The sequence below is a fragment of the Variibacter gotjawalensis genome, assembly GCF_002355335.1.
In the GTDB taxonomy this organism is placed as follows: domain Bacteria; phylum Pseudomonadota; class Alphaproteobacteria; order Rhizobiales; family Xanthobacteraceae; genus Variibacter; species Variibacter gotjawalensis.
Genome location: NZ_AP014946.1, coordinates 356,575 through 372,403 on the forward strand (window position 1 = coordinate 356,575; position 15,829 = coordinate 372,403).

At 60.1% G+C, this 15,829-nt stretch carries 20 protein-coding genes; 8 read left to right on the forward strand and 12 right to left on the reverse strand.

The genetic code is table 11. The annotated features are described in order from the left end of the window. Positions 1–10: 10 nt before the first annotated feature. From GJW30_RS01645 to GJW30_RS01665, 5 genes are all read right to left on the reverse strand, one after another. Positions 11–1,417, reverse strand: coding sequence for a type II and III secretion system protein family protein (locus GJW30_RS01645; RefSeq protein ID WP_096350861.1), 1,407 nt, complete (start codon positions 1,415–1,417; stop codon positions 11–13). Between the two features lie 29 nt (positions 1,418–1,446). Beyond that, entirely contained in the window at positions 1,447–2,232 is a 786-nt protein-coding gene (gene cpaB, locus GJW30_RS01650) for a Flp pilus assembly protein CpaB (protein ID WP_096350864.1), read from the reverse strand. Between the two features lie 138 nt (positions 2,233–2,370). Then, positions 2,371–2,877 carry an A24 family peptidase gene (locus tag GJW30_RS01655; RefSeq protein ID WP_096358596.1) on the reverse strand — a complete coding sequence of 169 codons (507 nt, stop codon included), beginning with the start codon at positions 2,875–2,877 and terminating at the stop codon, positions 2,371–2,373. A 25-nt stretch (positions 2,878–2,902) separates the two neighbouring features. Continuing rightward, positions 2,903–3,064, reverse strand: a complete 162-nt coding sequence (locus tag GJW30_RS01660) for a Flp family type IVb pilin (RefSeq protein ID WP_096350866.1) — start codon at positions 3,062–3,064, stop codon at positions 2,903–2,905. 145 nt (positions 3,065–3,209) lie between these two features. Further along, the gene (locus GJW30_RS01665; RefSeq protein WP_096358597.1) at positions 3,210–3,374 is read right to left on the reverse strand and encodes a Flp family type IVb pilin; all 165 of its coding nucleotides are present in this window, start codon (positions 3,372–3,374) and stop codon (positions 3,210–3,212) included. Positions 3,375–3,844: 470 nt separating this feature from the next. On the opposite strand from GJW30_RS01665, the gene GJW30_RS01670 reads away from it, so the two are divergent. From GJW30_RS01670 to GJW30_RS01685, 4 genes are all read left to right on the forward strand, one after another. Then, positions 3,845–4,309 (forward strand): pilus assembly protein N-terminal domain-containing protein, encoded by a 465-nt coding sequence (locus tag GJW30_RS01670; RefSeq protein WP_245408621.1) that lies wholly within the window; start codon positions 3,845–3,847, stop codon positions 4,307–4,309. Positions 4,310–4,437: 128 nt separating this feature from the next. Next, positions 4,438–5,112, forward strand: a complete 675-nt coding sequence (locus GJW30_RS01675) for a TadE/TadG family type IV pilus assembly protein (RefSeq protein ID WP_096350872.1) — start codon at positions 4,438–4,440, stop codon at positions 5,110–5,112. A gap of 53 nt (positions 5,113–5,165) precedes the next feature. Beyond that, positions 5,166–5,720 carry a TadE/TadG family type IV pilus assembly protein gene (locus GJW30_RS01680; protein ID WP_157746672.1) on the forward strand — a complete coding sequence of 185 codons (555 nt, stop codon included), beginning with the start codon at positions 5,166–5,168 and terminating at the stop codon, positions 5,718–5,720. Between the two features lie 89 nt (positions 5,721–5,809). Continuing rightward, positions 5,810–6,211: a DoxX family protein gene (locus GJW30_RS01685; protein WP_096350876.1), complete on the forward strand. Its 402-nt coding sequence runs from the start codon at positions 5,810–5,812 to the stop codon at positions 6,209–6,211. Here the strand turns inward: GJW30_RS01685 and GJW30_RS01690 are convergent. The 3 genes from GJW30_RS01690 to GJW30_RS01700 are packed head-to-tail and all read right to left on the reverse strand — an operon-like array spanning position 6,208 to position 8,343. After that, entirely contained in the window at positions 6,208–7,149 is a 942-nt protein-coding gene (locus tag GJW30_RS01690; RefSeq protein ID WP_096350879.1) for a glucokinase, read from the reverse strand. The genes GJW30_RS01685 and GJW30_RS01690 overlap by 4 nt on opposite strands. Positions 7,150–7,160: 11 nt before the next feature. Beyond that, positions 7,161–7,955, reverse strand: coding sequence for an N-acyl homoserine lactonase family protein (locus GJW30_RS01695; RefSeq protein ID WP_096350881.1), 795 nt, complete (start codon positions 7,953–7,955; stop codon positions 7,161–7,163). 7 nt (positions 7,956–7,962) lie between these two features. Further along, positions 7,963–8,343: a carboxymuconolactone decarboxylase family protein gene (locus tag GJW30_RS01700; protein ID WP_096358598.1), complete on the reverse strand. Its 381-nt coding sequence runs from the start codon at positions 8,341–8,343 to the stop codon at positions 7,963–7,965. Between the two features lie 153 nt (positions 8,344–8,496). Here GJW30_RS01700 and GJW30_RS01705 point away from each other — a divergent pair, with 153 nt between their 5' ends. Genes GJW30_RS01705 through GJW30_RS01715 form a run of 3 tightly spaced genes read left to right on the forward strand, consistent with a single transcriptional unit; the run spans position 8,497 to position 11,635 of the window. Then, on the forward strand, positions 8,497–8,955 hold the full coding sequence (locus tag GJW30_RS01705; RefSeq protein ID WP_096350884.1) for a MarR family winged helix-turn-helix transcriptional regulator: 459 nt from the start codon (positions 8,497–8,499) through the stop codon (positions 8,953–8,955). A gap of 5 nt (positions 8,956–8,960) precedes the next feature. Further along, positions 8,961–10,094 (forward strand): HlyD family secretion protein, encoded by a 1,134-nt coding sequence (locus GJW30_RS01710; RefSeq protein WP_096350886.1) that lies wholly within the window; start codon positions 8,961–8,963, stop codon positions 10,092–10,094. Beyond that, positions 10,091–11,635, forward strand: coding sequence for a DHA2 family efflux MFS transporter permease subunit (locus GJW30_RS01715; RefSeq protein WP_096350888.1), 1,545 nt, complete (start codon positions 10,091–10,093; stop codon positions 11,633–11,635). Before GJW30_RS01710 ends, GJW30_RS01715 begins: the two co-directional genes overlap by 4 nt. On the opposite strand, the gene GJW30_RS01720 is transcribed toward GJW30_RS01715, so the two are convergent. The 4 genes from GJW30_RS01720 to GJW30_RS01735 all read right to left on the reverse strand — a co-directional run bounded on the left by GJW30_RS01720 (position 11,636) and on the right by GJW30_RS01735 (position 14,619). Then, positions 11,636–12,430, reverse strand: coding sequence for a glutamine amidotransferase (locus GJW30_RS01720; protein WP_096350890.1), 795 nt, complete (start codon positions 12,428–12,430; stop codon positions 11,636–11,638). A 97-nt stretch (positions 12,431–12,527) separates the two neighbouring features. Then, positions 12,528–13,256, reverse strand: coding sequence for a sulfite exporter TauE/SafE family protein (locus GJW30_RS01725; protein ID WP_096350892.1), 729 nt, complete (start codon positions 13,254–13,256; stop codon positions 12,528–12,530). A gap of 55 nt (positions 13,257–13,311) precedes the next feature. Then, positions 13,312–14,103 carry an SDR family NAD(P)-dependent oxidoreductase gene (locus GJW30_RS01730; RefSeq protein ID WP_096350894.1) on the reverse strand — a complete coding sequence of 264 codons (792 nt, stop codon included), beginning with the start codon at positions 14,101–14,103 and terminating at the stop codon, positions 13,312–13,314. Between the two features lie 12 nt (positions 14,104–14,115). Next, positions 14,116–14,619 (reverse strand): tellurite resistance TerB family protein, encoded by a 504-nt coding sequence (locus GJW30_RS01735; protein ID WP_096350896.1) that lies wholly within the window; start codon positions 14,617–14,619, stop codon positions 14,116–14,118. A gap of 212 nt (positions 14,620–14,831) precedes the next feature. Between GJW30_RS01735 and GJW30_RS01740 the strand changes: the two genes are divergently transcribed. Continuing rightward, positions 14,832–15,806: a TRAP transporter substrate-binding protein gene (locus tag GJW30_RS01740; RefSeq protein ID WP_096350899.1), complete on the forward strand. Its 975-nt coding sequence runs from the start codon at positions 14,832–14,834 to the stop codon at positions 15,804–15,806. Positions 15,807–15,829: the final 23 nt, after the last annotated feature.

Below are 15,829 nucleotides of genomic sequence, written 5' to 3' on the forward strand. Positions count from 1 at the left end.
GGTTCTATCCTCAGTCCATAATGAAGCCGTAGGAGCCATGGTACTGGCGTCGTGGATCTTTTTTGCCTGGCGGGCCGTACACACGGTTGACCTTGCCGAGAAATACTGCCTGCGGATCAGAAGCGTCCGCGAAACCATCGTCAGGACGCGAGAGGTTCTTCTCTGCCGTCGGCCGAACGATAAAAGGCGTCACGATGATCACGAGCTCAGTTTGACGATTGTTGTATTCGCGGCTGCGAAACAACGCGCCCAAGATGGGTATTTGGCCAGCTGCCGGAATGCCCGTGATGACGTTGCGCGTCTGCTCCTGAAGAAGACCAGCAAGCGTCATCGAACCACCCGACGGCAGCTCGACGACAGTTTCAACACGCCGCGTCTTCAGCGAGGGAACCGAGGTGCCATTGATGGAGACTGCGCCTTCCGTGGAGAGCTCTGAAACCGACGTGCCGACTTTCAGACTGATGCGACCATCCGACAAAACGACAGGGACAAAGGCCAGTTGCACACCGAACGGCTTGAAGCTTGTGACGGGGGTACAAATTTGCGACGTGCCACCGGTTGAGGCGGCGCAAGACGTGGTCAGGTAAGGAATCTCGCCGCCGGCCAAGAACGTCGCAGCTTCACCTGAGATTGCCGTGAGATTCGGCTCAGCGAGAGTGCGGATAACACCGGCGCTCTCAAGAGCACGAAGGCGTGCCGAAACACTGTTGCCGCCGCTGGTCCAACCGCCACCGATTTGATTAGTCCCGTCGCCCGCGCCGCCCGGCGAACTGTTGAAGCTGAGATTTGTTTTGCCGTATGCAAATTGACCAGAGATGTTCACGCCAAGCTGCTTGGCGATATCGCGCTGCATTTCGACAACCGCAACCTTCAACATGACCTGATCAGGTGCTTTGATCGTGAGGTTGTTCACCACACCCGTAACGTTACCCACTGCGCGCGCCGCGATATCGACGGCCTGCTGTGATTCGATAGCATTCGTCACCACCCCGGTGAGCACAACGCCATCGCCGACCACCTGAACACGGACGTTAGCTTGAGGAAGCGCGGCGCGAAGCGTTTGGCGCAGCGTGCCAATGTCCCGCGTGACTGCGACATCAAATCCAGCGATTTGCTTGCCGTCGGCATCGAAGAAAAAGACATTGGTCTGGCCAACCTTGACGCCGATGAGATAGGCGCGACGTGCTGTGCGAACGACTGCATTTGCAACTTGCGGATCACCGACCAGCACATCCTTCGCATCGCGCGGCAAGTCGATCACGACCGATTTGCCGATACCCAACGGAATGGAGCGCGTGTCGGCGTTGTAACGCGTGTCAGCTCCGAACTCTGCAGCGGGATCACTTGCGCCCGCGATCTGTGGCACGGCCAGCGCCGCGGTTGCCGCGACCATTGCCAGCGTGATGAGTTTTCTCATTGTGTTTTCTCTACTGATGGATCGCTGGATTATTCGACGACATTGCTGGAGCTGACACCGAAGCGAATGATGTTGACTTCAGTCCGGTTTCCCTTCGCCTCGCCTTCGGTGCGCGGTTTGTTCGCATCGGCAAGGCTACGTAGCGCCAGCGAGAGGGTGCCAGTGCGGCGCGCTGCCGAGAGGCGATTCACCTCGTCAGGCGTAAGTTCGAGAGTGGCGGTTTTGCCGACGATCACGCGCGAGTCGCCTTTTTCTTCGATTGTTTGATCGATGGCCAAGATCTTCACGTCGGACAGAATCACGGCGGTGCGAACGGTTGATTCGCGCTTCTTTCCCTCGGTCCGTTCTTCCTGGTGAGTCAGGAGAACGTCAACGTAGTCATTTGGTAGGATGAAGCCGGCAGCCGCTGTATCGGCGGAAATTTCGAACGACATTGCGCGCTTGCCGGAAGGCAAGATCGCCGCCATGAAGCCCGAGCCCGTTCCCTTGATCAGCTTTGCTTCGCGGATAGGCTCGCCGGCAACGAAGGCCATACGCGCGATTGACCCTCGGAGTTCTTCCATTGCGCCAGGGCGATTCTGCAAAGTTATGAAACCGCCAGTCGGCGCGTTTGGCGCCCACGGCATCCATTCAAGTTCCTTTGCGGTCACCAACGCGCCGATCGGAATGTCGTTCTTGGCAATCAGTACCTTAGGTCCCTCGACCTTCGGTGCCTCAACGACCGCAGCTGGTTCTGATGGTTGGTAGAACATGTAGGCAGCTGCGCCCCCCGCCAGGACGGCGACCAGCAGCACTATGACGCGCGCGAGATTCATACGCTTCACTTTCCACGGATAGTGCCGAGATTCGGCATCGGACGTTGGCCTGATTTGAGCAGGCAAACGTCAATCCATGGTTAATGGGACGTATCTAAAGCAAGTTAATGAGATGTAACTCGGCGGGTCAGCCGCGCATTACTGCCATTGGGCGCGCATAATATCCGTATACGGATAGATAAGCAGAGCGGCCGCAGCCAAGGCAATCCCGTAGGGTACGCCCGTCTTATGGTGATGTAGGCGGGTGACCCATTCCGGATACTGCCAAGACCCTGGCAGGGGGTATTTGCGAAACTGAAGCAGACCCAGAGTCAGCGCGCCGCCAAAAATCGATGCCAGCAGAAGGTAGTCGAGCATCTGATCGAAGCCGAACCAGAGAGCGGTAGCGGCTGCTAGCTTCGCATCTCCGCCACCGATCCACCCTAAGGCAAAGCATGCGAAGGTGATGCAGAGCACTAGAAGCCCAGCCAGAACGTGCATACCGATTTGCCTCGGCGCCATTCCAATAACCAACGCAATGACGAAGAATCCGACGACCAAAGCGAGTGAAACGCGATTCGAGATCGTCATAGTGATGAGGTCGCTCGCGGCAGCGTAAGCCATGAGTGCAGGGAAGAGAACAAGTCCGATTGCGACCGTTAGCATCGACATATGAGAGTCCAGTTTGCCGTTATCTGACGCCGCTTGCGACCGAACCAAATTTCACGTTCAGCGAAGTGCCGACAAAAACAAGGGAGCCGAAGATGACGATGGAGACGATTGATGCAATCAACGCATACTCTATCGCCGTCGCGCCTGATCGATCTCTAACGAAACGCGAAAGGAGATACATGGCTGCTCCGCTTCCCAGCTCTATCGGTATAGGCAAACCAACTGAATTTTTCCTGAATCTTTCGTTGCAAAGGCAAGAGACCGTTGCCGAGAACAAAAAAAGGGCCGCGACTTCTGCGGCCCTTTTTTCGCTTGATCTCGTTTGCTTACTGCAGCGAAGCAGCAACCGAACCGAACTTGACGTTCAGGCTGGTGCCGATAATGCCAAGAACGCCGATAATCACGACCGAGATGAGGGCAGCGATGAGGCCGTATTCGATAGCCGTTGCGCCCGACTCGTCCTTAGCAAAACGTGCGATAAGATTCTTCATTGTATTCTCCTTGATCCACACTGTTTGAGCGGATCCGGAGTGACATGTCGTGCAGTCCGGATCGTGAGGCGAACATAGCCACCACCGGTTGCAAGCGAGTTAATCCGATAAGAGAATCAGTCACAAATTGCGCGATTCGGGGCAGTTTTTAGGTTAACTTTGATGTAATTTGCTGACGTAGAAGTAGCACGGACAATCAATCACCAAAAACCGGGGCCAAGCAAAAAGCCCCTCAAAACAACGATTACAAGCTCCCTTCCTGAGACTTCATAGCCGGCACCGGCTAGTCAAATCGAACGACGTTTGCAGTTCATTCACCATTGTTGGCTCAAATAGCGCAGACGCCTCAGTTTGGTGCTTACGCTTTCCTCAAGGACGCAACTTCGATGACTCGGCTCCTCGCCAAAACGCTTCTCGTCCTGACAATTGCGGTCGGCGCATCCGGCATTGCTGCTGCTGAAGTACGCGAAGTGATCCCGATAAAGGTCGATGAAGCAACATTAGTACGTTTGCCGGACCGGGTTGCTACGATCATTGTCGGCAACCCGATCGTCGCGGATGCAACGATGCAGCCTGGCGGCTTTCTCGTAATGACGGGAAAATCTTACGGTGAGACGAATCTTGTTGCTCTCGATCGCAAGGGCCAGATCCTTCTAGAGCGGACGATCAACGTCATTACTCAGCCAGGCGCCGTTACAGTATTCAAGGGCGTGAATAAAGAAAGCTACTCTTGCAGCCCGACTTGCGAACCGCGCCTCACTATGGGCGACGACGGTGGTTTCTTTGGCCGAACGTCGGGCCAATCTGGCGCGCGCGCCAGTCGTGCCGAGAGCGCAACCGCCATCTCGGGCTCGATGACCACCGGCCGAACAAACGAAAGCGTCGGCAGCGGCGGGATGAACATCAACATTCAGATGGGCGGCGGCGTTCCCTGATCGCCACAGCCTCTGGTTAATCGATCCTTAAGTGATCGGTTCGTTTTTTTCTTATTGGGCGCAACGCTTCACAAAGGGTTGCGCGGTTATAAAGGAGACACTTCAGATATCGGTGCGCGGGTCTCCTGATGACGACAATCAATCAAGTCTCGATCAGAACAAAGCGGCCTCACCGTCGCATGCTAAAATTTTTCGCGCGTTGCGAAGACGGCGCCACCGCCGTGGAATTTTCGTTCATCGCCGTCCCATTCTTCGCACTGATTTTCGCCATATTCGAATTGGCGTTCATCTTCTTTGGCACTCAGATGTTGGAAACTGCGACAGCTGACGCAGCGCGGGAAATACTGACTGGAAATCAGCAGAAGAAAGATAAAGAAAAAAAGCCTGACGGCACCGACAAAACGCCGGCCGAGAAATTCGCAGCGTTCAAGAAAAGTGTCTGCGACCCCGCACCTGCCGGCGACAGCTCTATGCTGTCGTATCTTTTTGATTGCAACAAGATCAAGTACGACATCTCTGTCTTCACTGGCTTCAACGTCGGCGATGACGCGATGACGGCGCCGACCAACTTCGCGACATTCTCCGGAACGTATAACCCAGGGTGCCCAGGCGACACGGTCGTGGTCCGCGTGATGTATCCTTGGAATACAAGCGTGATTAATTGGCCGATCTCCGCGCTAAAAACTCTAACCATGAACTTCTCAAACATGGGCGACGGAACTCGACTGCTGATGGCGGTCACAGCTTTCCGCAACGAACCTTACGATGCCAGAAATGCGCCGCCGGGCTGCCCAACATCATGATGAGAAAGCCGATGAAGCGACACGGGCGAACACTGAGACACGACGTCAGCGGCATGACCGCAGTCGAGTTCGCATTAACTTTGCCGTTTATCATACTCTTGATTTTTGGAGGCTACGAACTCACGACGGGCATTAACACGGACCGCCGCGTAACAGCGGTCGCGCGAACTGTTGCAGATTTGACCGCTCAGCATGACCCCAACAAATCTCCCACACGTGACGACATTCCAGCGACAAAGATCAACGATATCTTGGGGATGAAGGAGATCATCGAGGCAGGACAAATCGTCTTCACTCCGTACGACAAAGCCAATCTGCAAATCGTCGTCTCGGGTGTGCGCGTGGCTGCGAACGGTGAAGCAAGGATCGGCTGGACCACCCAGAGTGATAATACCGACGTGCCGAGGCGCAGGGCCAGGAACGCTGTCGTCGCAATCGATCCGAGCCTCGCCATTCCGAACACAAATCTCATTTGGGCCGAGGTGTATTATCCCTACACGCCAATGTTCGGTGCGATCGCGACTGGCTCAATCCTTTTGAAAGAAAGCCTTTTCATGCGGCCGCGATTGGCTGATTGCCTCACCTTTCAAACCCTCGGCTGCACCTGATTCGCGCTTCGCTCGCTATCAGTGCCAGCCGGCTGGCCGCGAATCACAACGCATGGTAGTGAAATGCCCTTCTTTAGGCAGGGGCATCCATGAACTTCACATTCCTCGCACCGTACGAACCGCAGCTGCGCAGCATCCTGCGCATCATGACGGCGGCGACGTTCTTCACGCACGGCACGCAGAAGCTCTTCGAGTGGCCCGCCAAGGCCGGCTTCCCGCTTTCGACCCTCACCTACACGGCGGCGACGCTCGAAGTGATCGGCGGCTTCCTGCTAATCATCGGTCTCTTCTCGCGGCCGGTCGCGTTTATCCTGTCGGGCCTGATGGCTTGCGCCTACTTCATGGGTCACGCCTTCGGCGCCAACGGCTTCGTCTTCTTCCCGCTGCTCAACCGGGGTGAAGCCGCGATGCTGTTCTGCTTCATCTTCCTGTATCTGTCGGCCGCCGGCCCGGGTCCGTGGAGCGTCGACGCACAGCGCGGCCAGGCTTAGTTCTTCAGCGCCAGCGTCCCGGCGACGACAGCACAGCCGAGCAATCCCGGTTGATCGTAGGTGATGAGCGTCGTCGGCACGCCGGCGAGGAATTTCTCGTAGGGCGGATGCGTCTCGAAGCCTGAGCGGAAAGTCGCCGCATCGAGCAGCGGCGCAATGCGGCGCGCAACGCCGCCCGTGATGTAGACGCCGCCGGTCGCCTTGAACAGCAGCGCGAGATCGCCCGCGTAGCGTCCGAGCAGACGGACAAACATCGCGACTGCCTTCCTCGCGGGCTCGTCGCCGCGCTTCGCCAGCGGCGTAATTTCGCGCGCCGGCTTCGGCTCGATGCCGACATTGATCGCGACGTAGAGCCGCTCGAGGCCGCGGCCGGACAGCATCCACTCGGCAGACACGAAGCCGAGCTTCTGCCGAATGCGTGCGAAGATCGCCTCCTCGTCGTCATGCGCCGGACCGAACGAGATATTCCCGCCCTCGCCCGTGACGACGACGGGACCACCGCCGGCATCGATCAAAGCCGCAGCCCCGAGCCCCGTCCCCGGGCCGAGAATGACTCGCGCGCCTTCGGCTTTCGGTGATACCGAGCCGATCGGCTGGATGTCGTCCGGCGCGAGGCGTAGCAACGACCACGCCGCCGCCTCGAAGTCGTTCATCGCTTTGACGGCTTGGAATCCGAAACGCTGCTTGAGCTCCGACATCCGAAAGTCCCACCCGCGATTGGTAAGCTTCACGCTGTCGTTGAGGATCGGCCCCGCAAACCCACCGACCATCGCCTGCGGTTTGATCCCGGTCGTGTCGAGATAGTGCGCGAGCACTTCGGCCATCGAGCCGAAATTATCGTTGCGCAGCTCCTCGAAACGGTCGGGCCGTCCATCCGGCCCGACCACAGCGAAGCGGCTGTTGGTGCCGCCGATATCGGCGAGAAGAATATCGCTCATTCGCTCTTTCGTTAGCTCTTCGGTTCGGCGTCGAGCCGCGCGATCCAGCCTTCGAGCTCAGGCTTCGCGGCCGGATATCGCTTTAGCACCAGCGGATCGTGGCCCGGCACGACATTCTTCAAACCGCCGCCGAGCGATTTGAGTTTCTCGTAACCTTCCACGACATCGCCGACATTATAGACGAGCGGAAATACGCGTCCTTGTTCGATATGCGCGTAGTAGTGGCTTGCGTCCGACGCCAGCACGACGGGCCCGCGTTTCGTGTTCACGCGCACGCTCTGCAGACCGCGCGAATGCCCACCGATGTGGTGAACGGTCACGCCCGGCGCGAGTTCCGCATCGCCATCGTGAAACGTAACGCGATTCTCGAAAACCTTGCGCACCATCGCGGTGACATCCTCAGCCTCGAAAGGCTTGCGTAACTCCGCGTGGCACATGCAGCGGCCTGTCGCATACGCCATCTCGCAGTCCTGCAGGTGATAGCGCGCGTTGGGGAACATCTCGTAGTTCCCCGTGTGATCGTAGTGAAGATGCGAGACGATGATGTCGCGCACTTCGTCCACTTTGATCCCGATCGTTGCGAGCCCTTCGTTGATCGGTTTGGAAATGCGGCGCTGCCGCTTATCGCCGATTGCCGGCTCGAAGCCAGTGTCCAACACGAACGTGCGTTTATCGCCGACGATCGCCCACACGAAATAGTCGAGTGGCATCGGCCCATCATGCGGATCGCCGCCGAGAAAATTCTCCGACGCTTTGCGATCGTGATCGCCGTATTTGATCGCATAGACCTCGTAGGTGTCCGTCATCGTTTCCTCACGACTTCTTTTCTTCGTTGATCACTTCGCGCGCGACCCGGAAGCCATCAATCGCCGCCGGGAAGCCGGCGTAAACCGCGACTTGCAGCAGCACCTCGCGAATCTCGTCTTCGGTCACACCATTACGTAGCGCACCGCGAAGGTGGCCGCGCAGTTCGTGCGGGCGGTTCATGACGCTCAGCATCGCGATGTTGAGCATGCTGCGGGTTTGACGCGTCAGGCCATCACGGCCCCAGACGGCGCCCCAACCGTATTCGGTGACGAATTCCTGGAGCGGCTGATTGAAACTGTCGGCGCCTTTGAGCGCGGCATCGACATAAGTGTCGCCCATCACGGCGCGACGAATTTCCAAGCCCTTGTCGTGAGTCTTCTTGTCCATGTGCGTTTCCAAAGCGGCGGGAAAGCCAACCTTGGCTGCTCATCCAGGCGAAATCCACCTCGCCGGAAGGATTGCGGCGTCCGCATGCCTGCCTGGGCGGAGTCTGCAAGCCTGAAGCTTGCTTATTATAAGCTAGCTTATTATTTTTCACCCATGACAAAGTCCCTGGGCCGAGAATTCGCTTTCGCGCTGAACGACGTTGCGCGCCTCCTCCGCACACTCGCGGATCAGCGCGTCCGTTCGCTCGATATGACGCGCGCGCAGTGGGCCGTGCTAATGCGTCTCGAGCGCTACGAAGGCCTGAAGCAGGCCGAACTCGCCGAAATGCTCGACATCGCGCCGATCACGTTGACGCGGCTCGTCGACCGCTTGTGCGACAACGGACTCGTCGAGCGCCGCAACGATCCGAGCGACCGCCGCGCCAAGCGCCTCCACCTTCTGCCCGCCGCCCGCCCGATGGTCGAGCGGCTGAAGAAATTAGGGGACGCGATGATGGACGAAGTTCTCGCAGGCGTGGACCGCGAGACCGTCGAGACCATCCTCCGCCACCTCAACACGACAAAAGACAATCTGCGGGCTGCCACACAGCAGACCCGCCTCGCCGCCGAGTAAGCGCCATGGCCGAACCCGCATTGAAGCTAGCCGAAGCGCCAGCGCCGCAAGAAGCGCAGGCCAAGCCTGCGGCAAAGTCGCCGCCGAAGCGTCTGCGCTTCATTCTACTGATCGCACTGCCGTTGATTGCAGCCGCCGTCGGTCTCTACGTCTATCTCGCGGGTGGCCGCTATATCTCCACCGACAACGCCTATGTCGGTGCGCAGAAAGTCCTGATCACGCCGGACGTCGCCGGCAAGATCGTGAAAGTCTCCGTGCGCGAGGGTGAAGTCGTTCAGCCCGGCCAGCCGCTATTCGAGATCGATCCCGAGCCGTTCCGCCTCGCCGTCATCCAAGTGGAATCGCGCGTCGCTTCGGTGCGCACCGAATTCGCTAGCCTGAAAACGAATCTCGCGTCGATCGAGCGCCTCATCACGCTCGCGCAGGAGACCGTGAAACTTCGTCAAGCCGACGTGGACCGCAAGAAAACGTTGCTGACCAACCGCAGTGGAGCTCAGTTCGACGTCGATGCATCGCTGGCTCAACTTGTCACCGCACAGACCTCGCTCGAACAGATGACGCAGCAGCGCGACGCGCTGAAGAACCAACTGCTCGATGACCCGAATCTGCCGATCGAGAAATTCCCGGCCTTCATGCAAGCGGTCGCGAATCTCGACACCGCGCAGCGCGATCTTCGCCTTGCGACCGTGCGTGCGCCGATGCGCGGCACCGCAACACAGGTGCCGTCCATCCAGCTCGGCCGCTACGTGACCGCTGGCACGCCAGTCTTCGCGCTGATGGATGACGATCGGCCGTGGGTCGACGCCAACCCGAAGGAAACCGAAGTCACGCATCTGCGTGTCGGACAACCGGTCTCTATGTATGTCGATGCCTATCCGGATCAGGCGCTGCGCGGCACCGTCGCTTCGGTCAGCCCGGGCACCGGCGCGCAGTTCGCGATCCTTCCCCCGCAAAATGCGAGCGGCAACTGGGTCAAAGTCGTTCAGCGCCTGCCGATCCGGATCGAATTCGCGCCCGGCCAGGACTTGCAACGCCTCCGCGCCGGGATGAGTGTCAACGTCGACATTGATACGGGCCGCAAGCGCTCGCTTGCCGGTCTGTTCGGCGGCAACGCAAACGCAAACGGACAGAAGCCATGAGCGCCGCGCCTGCCGGCGGAAATCTGCGGCGGGCATTTCTGACCGTCTGCGCGATGTCGGCCACCGTCATGCAGGCGCTCGACACGACGATTGCCAACGTCGCCCTGCCCTATATGCAGGGCTCGCTCTCGGCCTCGCTCGATCAGATCAATTGGGTCCTGACCTCGTACATCGTCGCCGCCGCGATCATGACGGCGCCGGTCGGCTGGCTCGCCGATCGCTTTGGTCGCAAGAAGCTCTTTATCCTTTGCGTCGCCGGCTTCACGGTCGCCTCGCTACTATGCGCCCTCGCGCAGAATATCGAGCAGATGGTCCTGTTCCGTCTGTTGCAAGGCATGTTTGGCGCCGCCCTCGTGCCGCTCTCGCAGTCCGTGATGCTCGATTCCTATCCGCCCGAACAGCGCGCCAGCGCGATGGCCGTCTGGGGCATGGGCGTGATGCTCGGCCCGATCATGGGCCCGACCCTAGGCGGCTGGCTAACAGACCAATATTCCTGGCACTGGGTGTTTCTCATCAACGTGCCGATCGGCATCGTGACGGTGCTCGGCCTCATCGCCTTCATGGACGAGACGAAATCGCGCGAAGAACTGCGCTTCGATTGGTTCGGCTTCATCGCGCTCGCGGTCGGCATCGGCTCGCTGCAGCTGATGCTCGATCGCGGCGAGCAGGTGGGCTGGTTCGAGAGCAACGAGATCATCGCCGAGGCGATCATCTCGGTAGTCGGCTTCTACTATTTCTTCGCCCACTCACTGACGACGCGCGAGCCCTTCATCCGTTTTGCGATCTTCCGCGACCGCAACTTCATCTCAGGTTGCATCTTCATGGTGGTGATCGGCGTGATGCTGTTCTCCACCATGGCCCTGGTGACGCCGTTTATGCAGAACATGCTCGGCTACCCGATCGTCACCGCTGGTTGGTTGCTGGCGTCGCGCGGTGTCGGCACACTGCTCTCGATGTTCGCGGTCGGCCGCCTTGCGAAATACGTCGAGCCGCGCTACCTCGTGCTCACTGGCGTCATCTTGATGGCCGGCACCTTGCACACGATGATCGGCTTCACGGCCGATACCTCGCAGCACACGATCGTGGCTTCAGCGATCATCCAAGGCTTCGGCCTCGGCTTCATCTTTGTGCCGCTGAATACGGTCGCCTTCTCTTCGCTGCCGCCGCACTTGCGCACGGACGGAACCGCGATTCTGACGCTGGTGCGCAACGTTGCCAGCTCGGTCGGCATCTCCTACGTCATCGCAAACCTCACCAGCGGCACCACCGTGATGCGCTCGCAGCTCGCCGAATTCATCACGGTGTTCAACGACGCGCTGCGCGCGCCGGACCTCGCGCGCTTCGTCGACATCAATACGGAGCAAGGCAAAGCGCTCGTCGACCAAATACTGACGCAGCAGGCGATGTTCATCGCTTACGGCAACGATTTCAAATTGCTGATGTGGCTCGCGATCGCCGCAACGCCGTTCGTCTTCGTGATCGGAAAAATACGCGGCAAGCAGCCGGCCGGCGGCGCGCCGTCTCACGCCGCGATGGATTGACTACTCCGCGGCAGCCGCCATGGCGCCTTCGAAACCTTCGATGGCGCGTTGCGCACGACGGCTCGGCGCCTCGACCTTGTCGCCGCTGTGCAGCCAGTGATCGAGGAAACTCATGAACCACTGGCGGATCGCAAAGTCGTAGACGGGGCGATCGGCGAAATGCTGATCGCGCCCTTTAGCGCCCGGAAGCTCGAAGCGCGCCGCGCCGCGAATGGTCCAGCGGCACATCATCAGATGCGAGACTTCCGGGTGGAACTGGATCGCGAAAGCGGCCGGGCCGTAGCGCATCGCCTGCACGGGAAAATGCTCGTCACCTTCCGCAAGCATCACAGCGCCGGGCGGCAGATCGAAACCTTCGCGGTGCCATTGATAGACGTGACACGGCCACGTCTCGTTCATGGCGAGACCTTCGGCGGTCGGCCGGATCGGGTAGTAGCCGACCTCTGCGCGCTGATCGACGTGACAGAAGACGCGCGCGCCGAGCGTGCGCGCCATCATCTGCGCGCCGAGACAAATGCCGAGATACGGCTTGCTCTCGGCGAGCGGTACGTTGATCCAGTCGATCTCTTGCTTGATGAACTCTTCTTCGTCGTTAGCGCTCTGCGGGCCACCGAAGATGATCGCGCCGGAATGATCCGCCATCGTCTTCGGCAGTTCGTCGCCGAAACGCGGACGCCGGATGTCGAGCGGATAGCCTAGCCGCGTCAGCGCCGTGCCGGCGCGCCCGGGCGTCGAGTGCTCCTGATGCAGGATCAGCAGAACCGGCTTTTTTGTTTCTGAAGCCTGGACCGTCACGTCTCTTCCAATTTTTGCGGCCCGATTCTCCGCCTTGGGGAGAAAATACCTGGAATCGAGCCAAAATGAGAAGAGCAATTCTCAGGCCAGCAGCCACTCAGGGGGCGAATGCGGCGTTGTAGAGCATCGCAAGGCCGGCGATCCCCAGCAACGCATCCATTAGATGCTGAAAACGGTCGGCCGAAAGCCGCAGCACGAAGGGCTTCGAGATGAACGATCCGGCCATGATCGACGCCCCGACCGTCAGCCCTTTGAGGATTTCATCGGTCGGGAGCGCTCCGGCACTCCGGAAACTGACCGTTTTCGCAACATAAAGCATCAGAGAGCTCGCCGCTTCGGTGCCGAGAAACGCACCTTTCGTCAGCCCGGCCGCGAGGAAGACCGGCACAGAGATCGGGCCGGTCGACGCGACGATACCGGTGAGGAAGCCGATGACCGCGCCCGCCACCGCGAGGTGCACAAGGCCGAAACCCGCAAATGCGGCCGCGAAGATGCGCCGCGCCGGGATCATCGCGAGCAGAAAACATCCGATCGCGATATCGACCCAGCGGCTCGGCAGCACCAGCATCGTGCGCGCGCCGAGGAACGCGGCCGGCGCTCCGGTCGCCGCATAAGCGCCGACTTTGCGCCAATCAACCTCACGCACCCAAACCACGATACGCGAGAGGTTCGCCATCAACGCCGCAACCGCCATGATTGGGACGGCTGCCTTAGGCCCATACGCATAGGCGAGCACTGGCATCAGCATGATCGACGAACCGGTGCCGACGATGCCGCTGATGATGCCCGCGATCAGACCGACCGCCAGAACGAAGACCAGATCCATAAGGGGAGGCGTACGCGCCGCCGCAACGCAGGGTCAAGCCTGCCAGGTGGACGCGTTAGACTTCGCCGTCGAGCCGCCGTTTGCGCGCGTCGGTCAGCTTCGTCACCAGCGATCGCGGCAGCAACCGCGGCATCAACGTCACGAGCTTATTGCCGAAGCCCGGCACCACAAGACGCTTACCGGCCATGAACCCATCATAGCCCTCGCGCGCAACGCGTTCGGCCGACAGCGTCAACATGCCGATTTTGCGCTCGCGCTTGACGCCTGCGCGCGCCTGAAATCCGGTCGGCACAGGGCCGGGACACAGCGCGCAAACGCGAACGCCGGTGCCGGCCAGCTCCTCAGCAAGCGCCTCCGTAAACGACAGCACATACGCCTTGGTTGCGTAATAAACGTTCTGCCCAGGCCCTGGCAGAAAACCCGCAACGGATGCAACGTTGAGTAAGCCACCGCGATGCGCCGTGAGGCTCGGCAAGAATCGCAACGACAAATCGGTCAGCGTGCGCACGTTGAGATCGATCATCGACAGTTGCTCGGCGCGATCGAGAGACGCCGCCATGCCGAGCAAACCAAACCCCGCATTGTTGACCACGAAGGTCGGCTCGGCACCGAGACGCTCGAGTCCGTCCGCCAGCCTGTCACCAGCATCGGCAAGCGCAAGATCGATCGGCAGAACGTGTGGGCGAGACTTTCCGGTCGCCGCGATCGACTCCGCCAGTGCATTCATCGGCGCCTCGGAGCGCGCGACCAGAACAAGCTCATGGCCATTCGCCGCGAACAAGCGGGCGAGTTCGACGCCGATGCCGGACGAGGCACCCGTGATCACCGCAACGGCGCGTTTTGCCATGGATCGATGCCGCTACTTATCGGCCGTTTCGGCTTCGCTCGGCTTCGGCTCGCCGTCCGCAGCATGGCCGCTTTCCGCCGCGACCTGCTGGCGCAGGCGGATGCGGTCACGCGAGGAGACGCCCATCAGATCGGCGACGCGCCAGACCATGTTGTCTTCGAACTCGTTGACGTTGCCGTCGGCGTAGATCAGCTCCCACATCATCTCGATGATGCGCTGGCGGCCTTCCTCGTCCAGCGAACGATTGAGCAGGCTGGTGAAATGATAGAGGTCGACGGATTCGCCTTCGACTATGGTCGCTTCGGCAATCAGTTCTTCGGTCGCCGCGTCATCCAGTTCGAAGCGATACTGCACGACCTTGTGCAGACGGGCCTGCTCTTCCGGCTTCATCACGCCGTCGGCGCCGACCACGTGGATCAGCAAGGCAGCCGCCGCCAGCCGATAGTCGTCGTCGGCGAAGCGGTCCTTGGTACCTCCGGCAAGTTCGCCGAAGAAAGCCCTGATCGTGTCCAGCATAAAGGTGCCCGTTTAAACTCCCCCGCAGGCCAAGCCTCGGACGGGATTTCCTCTTCTACAATATGGCGAGCGTTTTTGCGCTCTACCAGTAAAGCGAATTTGACGTTGTTTGGTGGAAGCCGCCGGCACCCCTTCGCGCCCGCATCTATTCCTCCTATAGTACCCTAACAGGCTGCGGCGGCCGGGCCGCGTACCCTTCCGGAGAAGACGGGATGCTGACGGGTTTGCGGGTTTTGACCATCGCGGCGGTCGCTTGCTGGGCCGCGAGCGCGACCGCGCGCGACTTTCGCGCCGCCGACACACAGGTCGAGAATTACCCGACCGTCCAGGCCCTCATGTATATGAGCCGCCTGATCGACGCCGACACCGGCGGCCGCCACCGCATTCGCGTCTTCCACTCCCGCCAGCTCGGCGAGGAAAAAGAGACGCTTGAACAGACCCGCGTTGGCGCCATCGAACTCAACCGGACCAACGTGGCGCCCCTCGGCAGCTTCATCAAGACAGCCAACGTCCTGGCCCTACCCTTTCTCTTTCGCTCCAACGCCCACCTGCACAAGGTGCTGGACGGCCCGATCGGCGACGAAATCCTCTCAAGTTTCGAGCCCTTCGGTCTCGTCGGCCTCGCCTTCTACGATTCGGGCGCGCGCTCGATCTACAACACCAAACGCCCGATCCGGACGATTGCGGACATGCGGGGTCTCCGCCTGCGCGTCCAGCAGTCCGATCAGATGGTCGAGATGATGAAGCTGCTCGGCGCCGAGCCGGTCGAGATGGCCTACGGCCAGGTCGCGACGGGGCTGACGACCGGCCTCATCGACGGCGCTGAGAATAATTGGCCGTCCTACGTTACGACCGACCATTTTAAGATGGCCAAGCACTACACCCTCACCGAACACACGATGGGTCCGGAAGTGCTCGTGATGTCGCTGAAGGTCTGGAACGAGCTCTCGCCCGAGGATCAGGCGATTTTCCGCTCCGCCGCCCGCCGGTCGAGCGCATTCATGCGGACCCAATGGGCCGCGTGGGAGGATGATGCGCGCAAAAAGGCCGCCGCGGGCGGCAATTTGGTGGTCAGCGAGCTGGACAAGGCCGCCTTCGAGGCGGCCATGGAGCCGCTTTATCGTCGCTACGCCGCCGATGCTGGGGTACAAGCGCTGATCGATCGCATCCGGCAGGTCGACAGGTAGGTTTGCAATCGTTGCGTAGCCCC

What these genes read in the sequence shown, in the direction of transcription:
- GJW30_RS01710 (WP_096350886.1), top strand. Translation starts at nt 8,961, where the DNA reads ATGGCCGAACCCGCATTGAAGCTAGCCGAAGCGCCAGCGCCGCAAGAA.
- GJW30_RS01690 (WP_096350879.1), bottom strand. Translation starts at nt 7,149, where the DNA reads ATGAGCGATATTCTTCTCGCCGATATCGGCGGCACCAACAGCCGCTTC.
- GJW30_RS01680 (WP_157746672.1), top strand. Translation starts at nt 5,166, where the DNA reads ATGACCGCAGTCGAGTTCGCATTAACTTTGCCGTTTATCATACTCTTG.
- GJW30_RS01675 (WP_096350872.1), top strand. Translation starts at nt 4,438, where the DNA reads ATGACGACAATCAATCAAGTCTCGATCAGAACAAAGCGGCCTCACCGT.
- GJW30_RS01665 (WP_096358597.1), bottom strand. Translation starts at nt 3,374, where the DNA reads ATGAAGAATCTTATCGCACGTTTTGCTAAGGACGAGTCGGGCGCAACG.
- GJW30_RS01705 (WP_096350884.1), top strand. Translation starts at nt 8,497, where the DNA reads ATGACAAAGTCCCTGGGCCGAGAATTCGCTTTCGCGCTGAACGACGTT.
- GJW30_RS01730 (WP_096350894.1), bottom strand. Translation starts at nt 14,103, where the DNA reads ATGGCAAAACGCGCCGTTGCGGTGATCACGGGTGCCTCGTCCGGCATC.
- GJW30_RS01740 (WP_096350899.1), top strand. Translation starts at nt 14,832, where the DNA reads ATGCTGACGGGTTTGCGGGTTTTGACCATCGCGGCGGTCGCTTGCTGG.
- cpaB (WP_096350864.1), bottom strand. Translation starts at nt 2,232, where the DNA reads ATGAATCTCGCGCGCGTCATAGTGCTGCTGGTCGCCGTCCTGGCGGGG.
- GJW30_RS01645 (WP_096350861.1), bottom strand. Translation starts at nt 1,417, where the DNA reads ATGAGAAAACTCATCACGCTGGCAATGGTCGCGGCAACCGCGGCGCTG.
- GJW30_RS01655 (WP_096358596.1), bottom strand. Translation starts at nt 2,877, where the DNA reads ATGCTAACGGTCGCAATCGGACTTGTTCTCTTCCCTGCACTCATGGCT.
- GJW30_RS01715 (WP_096350888.1), top strand. Translation starts at nt 10,091, where the DNA reads ATGAGCGCCGCGCCTGCCGGCGGAAATCTGCGGCGGGCATTTCTGACC.
- GJW30_RS01700 (WP_096358598.1), bottom strand. Translation starts at nt 8,343, where the DNA reads ATGGACAAGAAGACTCACGACAAGGGCTTGGAAATTCGTCGCGCCGTG.
- GJW30_RS01725 (WP_096350892.1), bottom strand. Translation starts at nt 13,256, where the DNA reads ATGGATCTGGTCTTCGTTCTGGCGGTCGGTCTGATCGCGGGCATCATC.
- GJW30_RS01735 (WP_096350896.1), bottom strand. Translation starts at nt 14,619, where the DNA reads ATGCTGGACACGATCAGGGCTTTCTTCGGCGAACTTGCCGGAGGTACC.
- GJW30_RS01660 (WP_096350866.1), bottom strand. Translation starts at nt 3,064, where the DNA reads ATGTATCTCCTTTCGCGTTTCGTTAGAGATCGATCAGGCGCGACGGCG.
- GJW30_RS01695 (WP_096350881.1), bottom strand. Translation starts at nt 7,955, where the DNA reads ATGACGGACACCTACGAGGTCTATGCGATCAAATACGGCGATCACGAT.
- GJW30_RS01685 (WP_096350876.1), top strand. Translation starts at nt 5,810, where the DNA reads ATGAACTTCACATTCCTCGCACCGTACGAACCGCAGCTGCGCAGCATC.